The 15169-nt window shown below is 72.5% G+C and carries 12 protein-coding genes and 1 pseudogene; 9 read left to right on the top strand and 4 right to left on the bottom strand.

The genetic code is table 11. From position 1 onward, the window contains the following. Window positions 1-7: 7 nt before the first annotated feature. The gene (locus AB0C33_RS49720; protein ID WP_358302395.1) at window positions 8-625 is read left to right on the top strand and encodes a Uma2 family endonuclease; all 618 of its coding nucleotides are present in this window, start codon (window positions 8-10) and stop codon (window positions 623-625) included. Here the strand turns inward: AB0C33_RS49720 and AB0C33_RS49715 are convergent. Both AB0C33_RS49715 and AB0C33_RS49710 read right to left on the bottom strand, forming a co-directional pair. Continuing rightward, a complete protein-coding gene (locus tag AB0C33_RS49715) occupies window positions 591-2276 on the bottom strand; it encodes a hydantoinase B/oxoprolinase family protein (RefSeq protein ID WP_358302392.1) in 1686 nt (561 codons plus the stop codon). The two genes, AB0C33_RS49720 and AB0C33_RS49715, sit on opposite strands and share 35 nt — an antisense overlap. After that, window positions 2273-4276 (bottom strand): hydantoinase/oxoprolinase family protein, encoded by a 2004-nt coding sequence (locus AB0C33_RS49710; protein ID WP_358302389.1) that lies wholly within the window; start codon window positions 4274-4276, stop codon window positions 2273-2275. Before AB0C33_RS49710 ends, AB0C33_RS49715 begins: the two co-directional genes overlap by 4 nt. Window positions 4277-4378: 102 nt before the next feature. Between AB0C33_RS49710 and AB0C33_RS49705 the strand changes: the two genes are divergently transcribed. From AB0C33_RS49705 to AB0C33_RS49680, 6 genes are all read left to right on the top strand, one after another. Then, on the top strand, window positions 4379-5854 hold the full coding sequence (locus tag AB0C33_RS49705) for a hypothetical protein (protein ID WP_358302386.1): 1476 nt from the start codon (window positions 4379-4381) through the stop codon (window positions 5852-5854). After that, a complete protein-coding gene (locus AB0C33_RS49700; protein ID WP_358302500.1) occupies window positions 5854-7572 on the top strand; it encodes a protein kinase in 1719 nt (572 codons plus the stop codon). Before AB0C33_RS49705 ends, AB0C33_RS49700 begins: the two co-directional genes overlap by 1 nt. A gap of 70 nt (window positions 7573-7642) precedes the next feature. Continuing rightward, window positions 7643-8299: a response regulator transcription factor gene (locus tag AB0C33_RS49695; RefSeq protein WP_125630960.1), complete on the top strand. Its 657-nt coding sequence runs from the start codon at window positions 7643-7645 to the stop codon at window positions 8297-8299. A gap of 70 nt (window positions 8300-8369) precedes the next feature. Next, entirely contained in the window at window positions 8370-10433 is a 2064-nt protein-coding gene (locus AB0C33_RS49690) for a DUF6421 family protein (protein WP_358302383.1), read from the top strand. After that, window positions 10430-11059 (top strand): SDR family NAD(P)-dependent oxidoreductase, encoded by a 630-nt coding sequence (locus AB0C33_RS49685; protein WP_357986948.1) that lies wholly within the window; start codon window positions 10430-10432, stop codon window positions 11057-11059. The genes AB0C33_RS49690 and AB0C33_RS49685 overlap by 4 nt, the downstream gene beginning before the upstream one ends. After that, a complete protein-coding gene (locus tag AB0C33_RS49680; protein WP_352353523.1) occupies window positions 11056-12105 on the top strand; it encodes a low specificity L-threonine aldolase in 1050 nt (349 codons plus the stop codon). The genes AB0C33_RS49685 and AB0C33_RS49680 overlap by 4 nt, the downstream gene beginning before the upstream one ends. Window positions 12106-12112: 7 nt before the next feature. On the opposite strand, the gene AB0C33_RS49675 is transcribed toward AB0C33_RS49680, so the two are convergent. Together AB0C33_RS49675 and AB0C33_RS49670 are read right to left on the bottom strand one after the other, a co-directional pair. Further along, window positions 12113-13534, bottom strand: a complete 1422-nt coding sequence (locus AB0C33_RS49675; protein ID WP_358302381.1) for an NAD(P)/FAD-dependent oxidoreductase — start codon at window positions 13532-13534, stop codon at window positions 12113-12115. 58 nt (window positions 13535-13592) lie between these two features. After that, window positions 13593-14246 carry a DUF305 domain-containing protein gene (locus AB0C33_RS49670; protein ID WP_358302379.1) on the bottom strand — a complete coding sequence of 218 codons (654 nt, stop codon included), beginning with the start codon at window positions 14244-14246 and terminating at the stop codon, window positions 13593-13595. Window positions 14247-14366: 120 nt separating this feature from the next. Between AB0C33_RS49670 and AB0C33_RS49665 the strand changes: the two genes are divergently transcribed. Together AB0C33_RS49665 and AB0C33_RS49660 are read left to right on the top strand one after the other, a co-directional pair. After that, entirely contained in the window at window positions 14367-15068 is a 702-nt protein-coding gene (locus AB0C33_RS49665) for a DUF3105 domain-containing protein (RefSeq protein ID WP_358302375.1), read from the top strand. A gap of 21 nt (window positions 15069-15089) precedes the next feature. After that, window positions 15090-15169, top strand: a pseudogene (locus AB0C33_RS49660) (Scr1 family TA system antitoxin-like transcriptional regulator); the annotation flags it as partial.

Here is a 15169-nt window from a genome sequence, read left to right as displayed (position 1 = left end):
GTAGCATGTGGACAAGGGCGTGACTCCCGATACTGAGTGGGTGACCGCATTGGCGATCGAACCGACCACGAGGCGCACCGTTCTTCCCGGCGCGCCGCCGTTCACGGTCGACGACCTGCTCAGGTTCCCCGACGACGGGAACCGCTACGAGCTCTTCAACGGGAGTCTGGTAGTGAGTCCTGCCCCCACCCCCCCGCACCAGGATGCGATCTTCCTGCTTCAGACGATCCTGCACCGCGCCCTGCCGGCGCAGCTGAAGGTGTACTCGACCGTCAACGTCCGAGCCTCGGAGAGAGACCTCTTCATCCCGGATCTGGCCGTCATCCCCAGGGACAAGGCCAGAAACGTCAAGCTCGTCTTCGAGGCCGCCGACGTCCTGCTGGCCGTGGAGGTGGTCAGTCCGAGCACCAAGACGCATGACCGGGGCAACAAGGCGGCCGCCTACGCCGCTGCGGGAATCCCCGCATACTGGCGCATCGAACTCGATGAGGGGCCTTCTCTCTACGTGTATGAGCTCGACGGCGGCTCCTATCGTGAACCCGTCGCCCACAAGGCCGGCACGATGGTGAGTCTGTCGTCACCCTGCCCGGTCAGCTTCGATCCCGAGGAACTGGTCGACTACTGAAGCCGTAGTCGTTCGCGGCGCCTTCGGCGGTGATGTGGCCGGACTCCAGGTCGGCCAGGATCGCCGCCGGGTCCCTTTCCGACGGGGGGCCGAGGCCGCCGCCGCCCGTGGTCTCCACGACGAACGCCTCGCCCGCCGCGAACCGCACGTTGTTGACCTTCGAGGCCAGGCGTTCCACCCGCCCGTCCAGGTGGCGCTTGTGGAAGCCGCCCACCCTGCCGGGCAGACCGCCGTCCCGGCCCGGGGGCGGGAGGCGCAGGCGGTCGCCGCGGGTGGTGACGTGGCAGTCGGCCAGGAAGCGGTAGACGGTACGCGAGCCGAGCCCGCCCCGGAAGCGGCCGGGGCCGCCGGAGTCGGCGATCGTCCCGACCGACTCCACGATCAGCGGGCAGCGGCTCTCCACCGGCTCGGCCTGCGGCACCGAGTTGCGGCCGATGCCGAAGTGCACGCCCGTCGCGTCCGGCCCGTCCAGCCCCTGCCGGGCGCCCACCCCGCCGAAGTCGTAGGACAGGTGGATCCAGTACGGCGCCCCCACCGCCGCGATCGAGAACGGCTGGAGGATCCCGCTGGCCGCGATCGCGCGGTCCGGCATCGCGTCCGACATCGCCTGGAACACGGCTTCCATGGCGGCGTAGATGGGGACGTACCGGCCGCCGCACGGATGCGGCGAACGGGCGTTCAGCAGGGAGCCCTCCGGCAGGACGACCTCGATCGCGCGCAGGCAGCCGTCGTTCATCGGGATCGTCGGGTCCAGGAAGCAGCGCACCGCGAAGACGGCCGCCGCCAGCGACTGCGACGCCGAGGCGTTGATCGCGGCGGGCACCTGCGGCCCGGTGCCGGTGAAGTCGAGGACGGCCGCGTCCCCGCCGAGCGTGACGGCGACCCGTACGTGGTGCGCCACCCCCGGCCGCACCCCGTCGTCGTCGATCGGGTACGACGCCTCGAACCGCCCCCGGGGCAGCTCCGCCAGCGCTGCGCGGGTCCTGGTCTCGGTGTGGTCCAGGTAGTCCTCGACGCCCGCGGCCAGGCCCGCCACCCCGTACTCGGCCATCAGGGCCTCCACGCGGGCGGCGGCCACCGCCGTCCCGGCGACCAGCGCCCGCACGTCGCCCATGACCTTGTCGGGCGTGCGGCTGTTGGCCCGCAGGACGGCCTCCACGGCCGGTTCGAGGCCGTCCCGGGTGGCCAGGCGGACCGGCGGGAGCTGGAGCCCTTCGAGGAAGATGTCGGTGGCCAGCGGGGCCATCCCGCCGGCCGACAGCCCGCCCAGGTCGGAGACGTGGATCATGGTGGCGGTGAAGTACGCCGGGACCCCGCCGGCGAACACCGGCCGGTAGACCAGCAGGTCGTTGGTGTGCACGCCGCCCCGGTAGGCGTCGTTGAGCGCGTACGCCTCGCCGGGCCGCATGGTGTGCGGCGGGACGTCCTTCAGCAGCTCGGGCAGCGCGGCCTTCAGTGCCATGCTGTTCATCAGCGTGGTCGCCATGGACTGCGCGACCAGGCGGCCCCCGGCGTCCAGGATCGCCGCCGAGGCGTCGGAGCCCTCCACGATGAACGTCGAGTACGCCGACCGCACCACCACGATGCTGGCCTCCTCGGCGGCCACGACCAGCGCGTTCCTCAGCACCTCGGCGGTCAGGGCGTCGTTCACGCGGCCCCCTCCAGGGTCAGGCGCACCGCGCCCGACGGGCCGGCCGCCGCCCGCCAGCCGGGCGGGACGACGATCGTGGACTCGGCGTCCTCGACGATCGCCGGGCCGCGCACCCGGCCCAGCGTCCGCCGGGTGTGCACGGGGACGTCGAGCCACCCGCCGGCCTCGGGGAAGTACGCCCTCCTGCGGCCCTCCGCGCCGCCGCCCGCGTCCCCACCAGACCCAGGTGCGGCGGGCGTGGCAGGCGTGGCGGGCGTGGCGGCGTCGGTGACGCGGACGCGGTAGCTGACCAGCTCGATCTCCCCCTGCTGGACAATCCCATACACCTGCGCATATTTCGCGAAGAACCGCGACGCCAGCTCCTCCCGCGACTCCGCCCAGTCCACGGTCAGGTCGTGCGACTGGCCCTTGAACCGCACGTCCACCGACCGGGCCACCCGCACCCGGGCGACGCCCAGGTCGGCGGCGGCGTCGGCGGCCAGCGCGGCGAAGACCTCCTCCGGGTCGCCCGCGTCCAGCCGCGACAGCACCCGGTCCGTCGACAGCGCCCCCGCCAGCAGCCCGGCCGCCGAGGCCACCCCGCAGTACGCGGGCACCACCACCGTCGCGATCCCGAACCGCCGCGCCACCCCGGCCGCGTGCATCGGCCCCGCGCCGCCGAACGCCACCAGCGCGAACCCCCGAGGGTCGATCCCGCGCTGGACCGTCACCACGTGCACGGCCGCGGCCATCGAGGCGTTGACGATCTCGTGCACGGCGTGCGCCGCCTCCTCCCGGGACACCCCGAGCGGCCCGGCCAGCCGGTCCACGGCCTTGGCCGCGAGCGGCGCCGACAGCGGCATCGAGGCCGAGGAGAGATAGCCGAGCACGAGGTCGGCGTCGGTGACCGTCGGCTCGCCGCCGCCGAGCCCGTAGCAGGCGGGACCGGGGGAGGAGCCCGCCGACCGGGGCCCGACGCGCAGCGCGCCCGCCGGGTCCAGCCACGCGACGCTGCCCCCGCCCGCGCCGACCTCGGCCAGGTCGATGGCCGGCGTCTTGATCGGCACGCCGGTGCCCGCCCGCCGCCCGCCGAAGCTGCCCTTGCCGCCCACGTGGAACTCGTGGGTGATCTCCGGACGCCCCCCGCGCACCACGCACGCCTTGGCCGTCGTGCCGCCCATGTCGAACGAGATCACGTCCGGCAGCCCGGTCGCGGCCGCCGCCAGCACCCCGGCGGCCGGGCCCGACTCGATGGTGGACACCGCGCGCCGGGCCGCCAGCTCGGCCGAGACGACCCCGCCGCCGGACTCCATGACATGCACGGGCGCGTCGATCCCGATCGCGGCCAGGCGCTCGCGCAGGCGCGACAGGTAGGAGGTCATCAGCGGGCCGATGTAGGCGGACATGATGGTGGTGGTGGCGCGCTCGTACTCGCGGATCTCGGGCCAGATCTCGCAGGAGGCCACCACGTGCGGCACGTGCTCGCGCAGGATCGCCGCGGCCCGCCGTTCGTGGGCGGGCTCGGCGTAGGAGTGCAGCAGGCAGACGGCCGCCGAGGTGATGCCGCGCCGGGCGATCTCCGCCGCGGCCCGCCGTACCGAGCCGGGGTCAAGGGGGGTGAGCACGGCGCCGCGGGCCGAGACGCGCTCGTCCACCTCGAAGCAGTCGCCGGGCGCGACCGGGGGAGGGGGCGGCGTGAAGCGCAGGTCGTACCGGTCCTCCTCCACGCGGGCGTAACGGCCGAGCGGGACGGCGGCGCGGAAGCCCCGGGTGGTCACGAACGCCACCCGCGCGCCGGTGCGTTCGAGCACCGCGTTGGTCGCCAGCGTGGTGGCGTGCACGACCCGGGTGACCCGGGCGGGGTCCACGGATCCGAGCGCGCGAGTAACGCCGGTGAGTATGCCCGCGATGGGGTCGTCGTGGGTGCTCAGACACTTGGCCACGGCGGTGACCCCGTCGGGGCCGCTCAGGACCACGTCGGTGAAGGTGCCGCCGACGTCGACGCCGATCGCGAACCCCATCCCGGTACGGTAGATCCCCGAGCAAGCGCTTGTCTATGTATCGATCTCTTGACTTACGGCATCTGATTGGGAACCTGGATCTATTCAGTGTTTGGAGCCAAGATGGCGCGCATCACAGCTCTGGCGGGCGGCGTGGCGGCGGCGCTCGTGCTGCTCGCGATCCCCGCCGCTCTCCCCGCCGCGGCCCACAACCATCCCAGCGGGATCACCGATCTGGTGACGCCGGCCGTGGTGCGGGTGGAGGCGGTGTCCCATGTGGAGATCACCCTGCTCGACCACATCGGCGAGCTGAAACACGTGGAGCGCTCCTACGACATCCCGTTCGCCTCGGGCACGGGGACCGTCGTCAACCCCGAGGGCGACGTCGTCACGCTCAGGCGCAACGCCGTCAACCCCGATGACGTCGCCGTCTACGCCGCCAACAAGATCTTCGCCGAGCACCACAAGGTGAAGATCCCGCTCGACTACCAGAAGCACAAGCTCAAGGACGACCTGCTCGACCACCACCTGCAGGAGTGCTACCCGCCCAAGACCAGCACCGCCACCTGCATCATCGACGTGACCACCGACATCACGGTGTTCACCAACGTCTCGCCGCCCGGCCAGGGCCTGAAGTACAAGTGCATCAAGGCCGGCAAGACCCCCGACACGCCCGCCGTGCTGGTCCCGCTCACGCCCGCCGCCGGCAGCGTCGGCATGCCGACCGCGCCGCTCGCCGACAAGGTGCCCGAGCAGGAGGGCTCGCCGACCAACGTGGCCGGCTTCCTCGGCCGGCCGGGGCCCGGCGTCCAGGAGACCGTGCAGATCGCCCACCTGGCCAAGGGCGGCCAGGCCGGCGTGTCCGGCCGGCCGTTCGCCGACCCGGAGAAGAAGGTGGACGAGCCGGTCAAGCTGGGCGCCCTGGTCGACCAGGGCCTGGCCGGCGCGCCGGTGATCGGCGACAAGGACGGGCACGTCATCGGCATGCTCATCGGCGGCGGCAAGTCGGCCGCCATGCTGGGCGTCAGGGAGATCACCGCCACCCTGGCCGCGGCCAAGGTCGCGCCGCGCAGGGGCGCGATCGACACCGCCTTCGAGGCCGCGCTGACCCGCTACCACACCAGGTACTACACCGAGGCGGCGCCGGGCTTCCAGCGCGTCCTGGAGCTCTACCCCGGCAACGTGGTGGCCGCCACGCTGCTCAAGACGTCGCTGGCCAAGCGCGGCGGCCCCGAGGACCAGGGCACCAAGCAGGCGGCGGCGCCCCCGTCGCGCTCCACGCCGCTGTGGCCGTTCCTGGTGGCGGCCGGGCTGCTGCTCATCGCCGGGGCCGGCCTGGTGTTCCTGCTGTGGCGGCGGCGGGCCCCGGAGAGACCGGTCGAGCCGCCGGAGCCCCTGCCGGTGCCCTCGCCCTTCGACGAGGGCGCCAGCCAGACCGTCGTCGTGCGCCGCTCGCAGCCGTTCCAGGCGGTCCCGCAGCAGCAGCAGGTGATGACCGCCCCCGACTCGCCGCCGGTCAAGTACTGCACCTCGTGCGGCATGAGGCTCGGCCCGGCCCATCGATTCTGCGGCTACTGCGGCCATCCCATCGAGACGTGATGCAATTGAACGACAGATCGCTCATCGGCCAGGAGGTGGCCGGGTACTACATCGAGGACATCGTCGGCAAGGGCGGCATGGCCGTCGTCTACCTGGCGCTCGACCCCCGGCTGAGCCGCCGCGTGGCGTTGAAGATCCTCAACCCGGTGCTCTCCGTGGACGACAGGTTCCGCCAGCGCTTCATCCTGGAGTCCAGGACGGTCGCCAGCATCGAGCACCCCAACATCATCCCCATCTACGAGGCCAACGCCGACGCCGACGGCGTGCTGTACATCGCCATGCGCTACGTGGACGGCCTCGACCTGCGCCGGCTCATCTACGACCGGGGCCCGCTGCCGCTCGCCCAGGCCAGCCAGATCTTCGCCCAGACGGCCGCCGCGCTCGACGCCGCGCACGCCCACGACCTGATCCACCGCGACGTGAAACCGGCCAACATCCTGCTGGCCGGCGACCACGTCTACCTGACCGACTTCGGCATCACCAAGCACCGCTCGTCGATCTCCGGCCTGACCCAGACCGACCAGTTCATCGGCACGCCCCGGTACATGTCGCCCGAGCAGATCAACAAGGAGCACATCGACGGCCGGTGCGACCAGTACGCGCTGGCCTGCGTGGTCTACGAGGCGCTGAGCGCGCGGCTGCCGTTCCAGCGGGAGAACGACATCGCGCTGCTGTGGGCGCACCTGGCCGAGCAGCCCGCGCCGCTGTCGCAGCTGCGTCCCGAGCTGCCGCCGCAGGTGGACGTCGTGATGGCGCGCGCGCTGGCCAAGGCGCCCGAGCAGCGCTACGCCACCTGCGTCGAGTTCGTGACCGCGCTGCGCGACGCGATCAGCGGCCAGGAGGCCGAGCCGGGCGGCCGGCACCCGTCGGGGCCCCATCTGGTCCCGCACGCCGTCCCGCGCACCGGCCCGCATGCGGCTCCGGTCCCGGGCGTGGCGGCGGGTCCACAGGCAGGCCCGCGTACGGGGCCTCAGGCCGTCCCACAGACAGGACCGCACCAGAGCCCGTACGCGGTGCCCGGCACGGGCCCGCACGGCCTGGGGCAGCCCTCGGGGCCGCACGAGGACCATTCCCGGCGCGCGGCCCCCACCCATCCCACGGCTCCGGCCAGGCGGCCGGGGCGGCTGCCGATCGTGGCTGTCACGCTGGTGGCCGCCGCGGCCGCGCTGACGCTGGTCGCGATGATCATCTTCAACCACCGCGGCGACACCTGGTCGCGCTACGCCGCCAGCGCCGCCGCGCCGCTGGCCTTCGAGTACCCCGGCGACTGGACCGCGCGCACCCACCAGGACCTGTTCGCCGTGGCCTCGCCGCACGCCACCGAGTTCGAGTCGCTGTTCGTGGCCGGTCCGGGCGCCGACTGGTCGGCGATCTCCCAGATCGTCGCCGACGACCCCGACAGCGCCGTGGGGGTGTACGTCCAGGTCTCCGACACCCTCGACGCGGGCGGCGACTCCGAGCAGATGAAGAGCAAGATGGACAACCTGCTGCCCGGCCAGGTGGACCTGGGCAAGCCGGTCCAGGACCAGGCGGGCAGCAGCCCGGCCACCCGCTTCGACGGCGTGCTGCACGACCCGGCCGGCGGCACCCGGCTCGGGTTCGTCAGCTACGTCATCGACCGTCAGCCCAAGACCATGCTCGTGATGTACTTCTGCGCCAAGAACACCTGCGACGACGCCGTCCAGACGCGCATCAGGCAGAGCGTGCGCCCTTCGTAGACTTGTAACTGACTTGTGCCCGGCTTGACCTGGGTGTCCAAGCCGGGCATCGGCCGTCTACCCTCCGCCTGTGGGCATACGAATCGTCATCGCCGACGACCAGGCGATGGTCAGGGCCGGGTTGCGCATGGTCGTCGAGAGCGACCCCGGCATGGAGGTCGTCGGCGAGGCCGGCGACGGACGCGAGGCCATCGCGGTGGCCCGCCGCACCAGACCCGACATCGTCCTGATGGACATCTCCATGCCCCGGCTCGACGGGCTGGCCGCGGCCAAGGAGCTGCTGGACACGCCCTCGCCGCCCAAGGTCATCACGCTCACGACGTTCGACACCGACGAGAACCTCTACGCCGCGCTGCGCGCCGGCACCAGCGGGTTCCTGCTCAAGGTGTCGCCGCCCGAGCAGCTGCTGGAGGCGATCAGGGTGGTGCACGCCGGCGACGCGCTGCTCGACCCGGCCGTGACCAGCCGGGTCATCGCCACGTTCGCCGGGCGCGCCGACCCCACGCCCTCGCCGATGCTGGCCGAGCTGACACCGCGCGAGCTGGAGGTGCTGCGGCTGCTGGCCAGGGGGCTGACGAACGCCGAGATCGCCAGGGACCTGTACGTCGGCGAGGCCACGGTCAAGACGCACGTGGCCAGGGTGCTGATGAAACTGTGCCTGCGGGACCGGGCCCAGGCGGTCGTCTTCGCCTACGAATCAGGGGTTGTGCGCCCCGGTGCGGCCTGAGGTTTGACGGACAGGGGGGTACGTATGTGTATATTTTCCGTGAGAAGGCGGTAGCAACAGGAGATATTTCATGCCATCGTTCCCCCGGGTGCTGTTCGACGAGGCCCACAGCGAGTCGTGGACCATCCGCCGCGAGGTCGCCGAGACCATCAATCCCGCCCATCCCGACGACAACAGCTACGCGCGCGCGGCAGCCGCGCTGCGCCATCTGGGGCACGAGGTGCTCGCCCACACCGAGGGCGCCCTGACGGCCGGGGCGCTGTCCGGCCAGGACGTCCTGGTGATCGCCCACCCGTCCGGCGACCGGTGGGAGCGCACCACCGGCCACGGCAGCCCCGTCTTCGCCGCCGACGAGCTGGACGCCGTCGAGTCGTTCGTGGCCGAGGGCGGCGGGCTCGTGGTGCTGGCCGAGGAGGAGCAGGACAAGTACGGCAACAACGTCGCCGAGCTGCTCGCCCGCTTCGGCGTCGGCGTCGGTCACACGACCGTGCGCGACCCGAGGAACGCCCACCGCGAAGTCGCCACCTGGGTGCTCGCCGAGCGCGCCACGGGCGACGGCGTGCTGGCCGGCGTCCAGCGGGCCTGCTTCTACCGCTCGGGCGTCCTGACCGCCCCCGAGGAGGCGACGGTGCTGTTCGCCACCTCGGCCACCGCCGACCCGGCGGGCGCGTCGCTGGCCGTCGCCCTGCGGCACGGCAAGGGCCGCGTCGTCGTGTTCGCCGACTCCGACCTGTTCGGCGACGACTCGATCGAGGACTACGACCACCGCAGGCTCTGGGGCAACGTGATCACCTGGGCCGCCCGCGTCCCCGGCGGCGACGAGGCCGCCGGATCCCGGGACGAGGCCAAGGCCGCGCTGTTCGCCCGGCTCAAGGAGGCCGTGGAGGAGCTGCGCCCGCTGCAGGTCAAGGACGGCTCGGTGCCGGAGGAGAAGGAGCGGGCCAAGGCGCTGGTCGCCGAGATCGGCCGCCGCGTGGGCGAAATTTCGCCTTATTTCCCCCATGACGCCGCGTACCTCCAGGCCGTCCAGGACGACCTGGCCGCCTGGGCCGAGCAGGACCTCGGCGTGCCCGACTTCCTGCGCGCCCTGGACCTCTTCCACCCCGACACCCAGCGCGTGGACGGCCTGGAGCACGTCGTGGTGTTCCCCATGTACACCCAGAACGGCAACCTCGACCGCAACCTCGAAGCCGTCTGGATCCGCACCATCTGGCCCGACTGGCTGGCCCGGCTGGAGGCGGGCGGCTACGACAACCCGATGTTCGTGCCGATCGCGTTCGAGGACTTCACCTCCGGCTACGACACCCACTCGGCCGTGCTGTTCCCCGAGACGGTCGCGGTGCGCCAGGCCCCGGCCCGCTTCACCTGGGGCGGCATCTTCGCCGACCGCGAGTCCGCCCGGTTCCGCCGGGTCTCGGCGGCGGCCGCCGCCACGCTCCGGCTCGACCTGCCGCCGGACGCCGCCCGCCTGCTGGACTCCCAGCAGCTCGCCCAGGACACGTTCGTGCTGTGGGACCTGATCCACGACCGCACGCACAGCCACGGCGACCTGCCGTTCGACCCGTTCATGATCAAGCAGCGGATGCCGTACTGGCTGTACTCGCTGGAGGAGCTGCGCTGCGACCTGACGGCGTTCGGCGAGGCCGTGGAGCTGGAGGGCAAGGGCGTGCCGCACGCCCGGTACGTGCAGCTCGCCATCCTGTTCGACCGGCTGTTCAGGTTCCCGGTCACCGGTGACCGGGTGCGCAACTACGACGGGCTCGGCGGCCAGCTGCTCTTCGCGTACCTGCACCGCAACGACATCGTCCGCTGGACCGACAACCGGCTCACGATCGACTGGGAGCGGGTCGCGGACGGCGTGGCCGACCTGCGGGGCGAGGTCGAGAAGTTGTACCGCGACAGCATCGACCGGTCCAAGCTGGCCCACTGGCTGGCCGCGCACGAGCTGGTCAGCGCGTACGTGCCGCCGGCCCCCGGCTCGGTGTGGGCCAAGGGCGTCCAGGCCCTGCCCGAGGAGCAGAAGGCCAAGGTGGACGCGGTGCTGCCGGACGAGTTCCCGCTCAGCATGTTCTACGAGGCCCTGCGCCGTAAGCTGACAGACGTGGTCGAGTCGACTAAGGGGATCCGCGCATGATCATCCTGGTTACGGGGGCCGGCGGCCCCACCGGGGAAGCCGTTTCCGAGCACTTCCGCAAGCAGGGGCACACCGTGATCGGGGTCGACAAGGACGACGTCGACCTGCTCGACCGCGCGGCCGTCCAGGACCTCGCGGCCCGGATCGACGCCGAGCACGGCCGGGTCGACGGCGTGGTCCACCTGGTCGGCGGCTGGCGCGGCTCGCGCACGTTCGCCGACACCCGCCTGGAGGACTGGGACGCCCTGCACGACCTGCTGATCCGCACGCTCCAGCACGTGTCGCTGGCCTTCGAGCCGCTGCTGCGCAAGAGCGACAACGGCCGGTTCGTGATCATCTCCGCCAAGGCCGCCCAGCGGCCCACGGCGGGCGGCGCGGCCTACGCGGCGGCCAAGGCGGCCTCGGAGGCCTGGACGCTCTCCCTGGCCGACGCGCTGTCCGGCACGAACGCGGCAGCGGTCATACTGGTGGTGAAGGCCCTGGTCAACGACGCGATGAGGGCCGCGAAGCCGGAGGCGAAGTTCCCCGGCTTCACCGACGTCGGCGACCTGGCGGAGGCGATCGCCGGCCTCTACGACCGCCCCGCCGCAGACATCAACGGCACCCGATTGGACCTCACTTCTTGATCCCCCGGCACGACCCCCAGCTCAAGGCGTTCGCCAGCGACAACTACGCCGGCGTGCACCCGGAGATCCTCCAGGCCATCGTCCAGGCCAACGGCGGTCACCAGATCGCCTACGGCGACGACGTCTACACCGAGGCGCTGCAGCAGGTCTTCCAGCGGCACTTCGGCGACGGGGCGCGGGCCTGGCCGGTCTTCAACGGCACGGCGGCCAACGTGGTCTCGCTGCGCGCGATGACCGCCCACTGGGAGGCGGTCATCTGCGCCGAGAGCGCCCACATCCACACCGACGAGGGCGGCGCCCCCGAGGTGGCGGGCGGCATCAAGCTGCTCACCGTGCCCACGCCCGACGGCAAGCTCACCCCCGAGCTGATCGACCGCCAGGCGTGGGGCTTCGGCGACGTGCACCGGGCCCAGCCCAAGGTGGTGTCCATCTCCAACACCACCGAGTGGGGCACCGTCTACACGCCCGAGGAGATCGCCGCGATCTGCGCCCACGCGCACGAGCTCGGCCTGCTCGTCCACCTCGACGGCTCGCGGCTGACCAACGCCGCGGCCGCGCTCGACGTGCCGATGCGGGCCCTGACCACCGACGCGGGCGTGGACGTGCTCTCCTTCGGCGGCACCAAGATCGGCCTGCTGTACGGCGAGGCCGTCGTGGTGCTCAACCCGTCGGCGGCCACCGGCGTCGACTACATCCGCAAGACGTTCATGCAGCTGTCGTCCAAGATGCGGTTCGTCTCGGCGCAGTTCGAGGCGCTGCTCTCGGGCGACCTGTGGCTGCGCAACGCGCGGCAGGCCAACGCCATGGGGCGGCGGCTGGCCGAGGCCGTGGGGCGCATCCCGGGCGTCACACTGCCCCGGCCCGTGGAGGCCAACGCGGTCTTCGCGATCCTGCCGGCGGACGTCACCGAGCGGCTGCAGAAGCGCTTCCGCTTCTACACCTGGAACGAGGCGACCGGCGAGGTGCGCTGGATGTGCGCCTTCGACACCACCGAGGCGGACGTCGACGCGTTCGCGGCGGCGGTCGCCGAGGAGATGCGGGCCTGACCGGCGGTCAGGAGGCGTGCCGCTCCGCCTGCGTGGCCAGGCGGGCGGCCTGCCAGCCGCCCATCCCGTGCACGCCGGGCCCCGGCGGCGTCGAGGACGAGCAGAGGAACACCCCCGGCAGCGGGGTGCGCCACGGCGCGGCCGACCAGACCGGCCGCCGCACGAGCTGGACCAGGTCGTTCAGCCCGCCGCCGATGTCGCCGCCGACCAGGTTGGGGTTGCCCGCCTCCAGGGCGGCGGGGCCGGTCGCGTGCCTGGCCAGCACCCGGTCGCGGAAGCCGGGCGCGTACCGCTCGATCTGGGCCTCGACGGCGTCCGTCATGTCCGCCGCCGAGCCGTTGGGGACGTGGCAGTAGGCCCACAGCGTGTGCCCGCCCCTGGTCGGATCGGCCGCGTACGGCTGCACGACCAGCACGTACGGGCGGGGCGAGTGCCGTCCGGCGGCGACCTCCGCCTCGGCGAGCGCGATCTCCTCCAGCGTCCCGCCCAGGTGCACGGTCCCGGCCCGCGCGACCTCGGGGTCACGCCAGGGCACCGGGCCGTCGAGCGCCCAGTCCAGCTTGAAGACGCCGGGCCCGTACCGGTAGCGGCGCAGGCCGCGGCGGTAGCCGGCGGGCAGGTCGGCCATCGCGAGGAACTGCCGGGGCGTCACGTCGAGCACCACCGTCCGGGCGTCGAGCTCGTCGAGCCGCTCGACCCGGTGGCCCGTCACCGCCTCGCCGCCCAGCGACCGCAGCTCGGCCACCAGCGCGTCGGCCAGCACCTGCGAGCCGCCGCGCACGACCGGCCAGCCCACCAGGTGGGCCAGCGCCCCGAGCACCAGCCCGTAACCGGCGCTGACGGGGGAGCGCAGGTCGAGCATGGAGTGCGCGGCCAGCCCGGCCAGCAGCGCCCGCCCCTCGACGGTGCGCAGCGCCCGGCGGCCGAACGTCGTGGCCGGCAGCGCTGCCGCGGCCCCGAACCCGGCCGCCCGCGCGAACGTGCCCGGCCCGGCCCGCCACGGCCCGAGCGGGCTGAGCAGCACCTCCATGAGCGGGAACCCGGCCCGCGCCGCCGCCCCCGCGGTCGCCTGCCAGACCCGGCCGTCCCTGCCGAGCCCTTCGGCCGTACGGGCCGCGTCGCGGTGCAGCAGCACGGCCGGACGGTCGTCGAGCGGATGGGCCGCGGCCACCGGCGGATGGGCGAACTCGACCCCCTTGAGGTCGAGCGCCCGCATCGCCGGCGAGGCCAGCGCCATCGCCATCACGGTGGCGCCCAGGTCGTGCACCCGTCCGGGCAGCGTCAGCTCGCCCGAGCGCAGCCCGCCGCCGAACCGGTCGGCCGCCTCCAGCAGCAGCACCTCGCGCCCGGCGCGGGCCAGCATGACCGCGGCGATCAGCCCGTTGGGGCCCGACCCCACGACGACCGTCTCAGCCCTTGCGGTGACCATGGCGCCCGCCCTTCCGCGCTCCGGGGCTCCAGCCTCTCACGCCGCCCCGCGCGGGGGTTCAGGAGGCCAGGATCGACGGGTACGGCTGCGCGCCCCGCTGCTTGAGCAGATCGGTCATCAGCTTGATCTCACCGCTCTGCCCCTGGACGATCTTCTGGGCCATGCCGGCCACCTCGTCCCGCTTGGACAGCTTGAGCAGCCCCTCGGCCATCTCCACGCCGCCCTCGTGGTGGCGGATCATGAGCTGCAGGAACAGCACCTCGGCCTGGACGCCCTGCAGCTCCTTGAGCTTGGCCAGCTCCTGCGGCGAGGCCATGCCGGGCATCGCGCCCGCGGCCGTGCCCGCAGCCGTGCCCGGCGCCGCGGGCGTGGCGCCGTGGCCGTGGCCCGCCATCCAGGCCATCGGGCGCTGGTCGGTCGCCTGGTCGAGGCCCCACTGCTGCAACCAGCCCTGGAACATGCCGCGCTGGTTGGACTGCGTGGTGATGATGTCGAAGGCGAGGTTCCTGATCTCCTTGGCCGGGCCCTTGTCCCGGATGACGAACGCCATCTCCACGGCCTGCGCGTGATGCGTGGCCATGTCGCGGGCGAACCCGGCTTCGGGCGAGGAGTCCCCGGGCGTGGAGTCGCGGCCGAACAGCAGGAACGCCGCGGCGAGGAGCACCAGCACGGCGCAGACGATCAGAACGGGTTTTCTGGCGGGCTTTTCCATGGCCAGTCCAGCGTACCCATCCCCGCGCAAGCTGTGATCCGACGCTTATGCGCCTCTTATTCTCCGCATACGCCGGTAGGGCATAGGGTGACCGGAGTCAGGTACGCCGATGGAGGGACGATGACGAAGGAGAAGGCGCAGGCGCGGCGCGAGCATCTGCAGAAGATGCGGGCCGAGCAGCAGCGCAAACAACGCCGCGCCGCACTGCTCATGTGGGGGACGGGCGGTCTCATCGTCGTGCTCCTCGTCGGCGTGGTCGGCATCTACCTGGTCAACCAGGCGCGCGCGACCTCGCTCGACGCGGTGACCAACTACAAGTACGAGGCCGGCCAGCACGTCGCCAAGACGGTCACCTACAAGGAGACCCCGCCCGTCGGCGGCGAGCACAACAACTACTGGCAGCAGTGCGCGGTCTACGACAAGCCGATCCACAACGAGCACGCGGTGCACTCGCTGGAGCACGGCGCGGTCTGGATCACCTACCGCCCCGACCTGCCCAAGGCGCAGCTCGACGCGCTGAAGGACGTGGCCACCTCCACCGGTCAGCAGGACTACATGCTGGTCAGCCCCTACCCGGGCCTGCCGGCGCCGATCGTCGCCTCGACGTGGGGCCACCAGCTCAAGCTCCAGGACCCGTCCGACCCCAAGCTCCCGGCCTTCATCAAGAAGTACCAGAACGGCCGTGACACCCCCGAGCCGGGCGCCATCTGCGGCGGCCAGGACGCCATCACCACCACGTCCGACCAGGCCCCGCTGCCGCCCGCGCCGACGGGCAACACCCCGATGGAGACGCTGGCGCCCTCGCCCAGCCAGTCCAAGTAACACCCCTTCGCGACACGTCCGCACGTCACCATCCAGGTGATCCCGTTCACGGCGGGGGCGCACGTGGGTTTCGACAGCACCTTCCGGCTCATGGAGTTCGA

This window comes from Nonomuraea sp. NPDC048881, assembly GCF_040649795.1.
Lineage (GTDB): Bacteria > Actinomycetota > Actinomycetes > Streptosporangiales > Streptosporangiaceae > Nonomuraea.
Note: the sequence above shows the minus strand (reverse complement) of the source record. Positions and strands in the feature narration are given on the sequence as shown.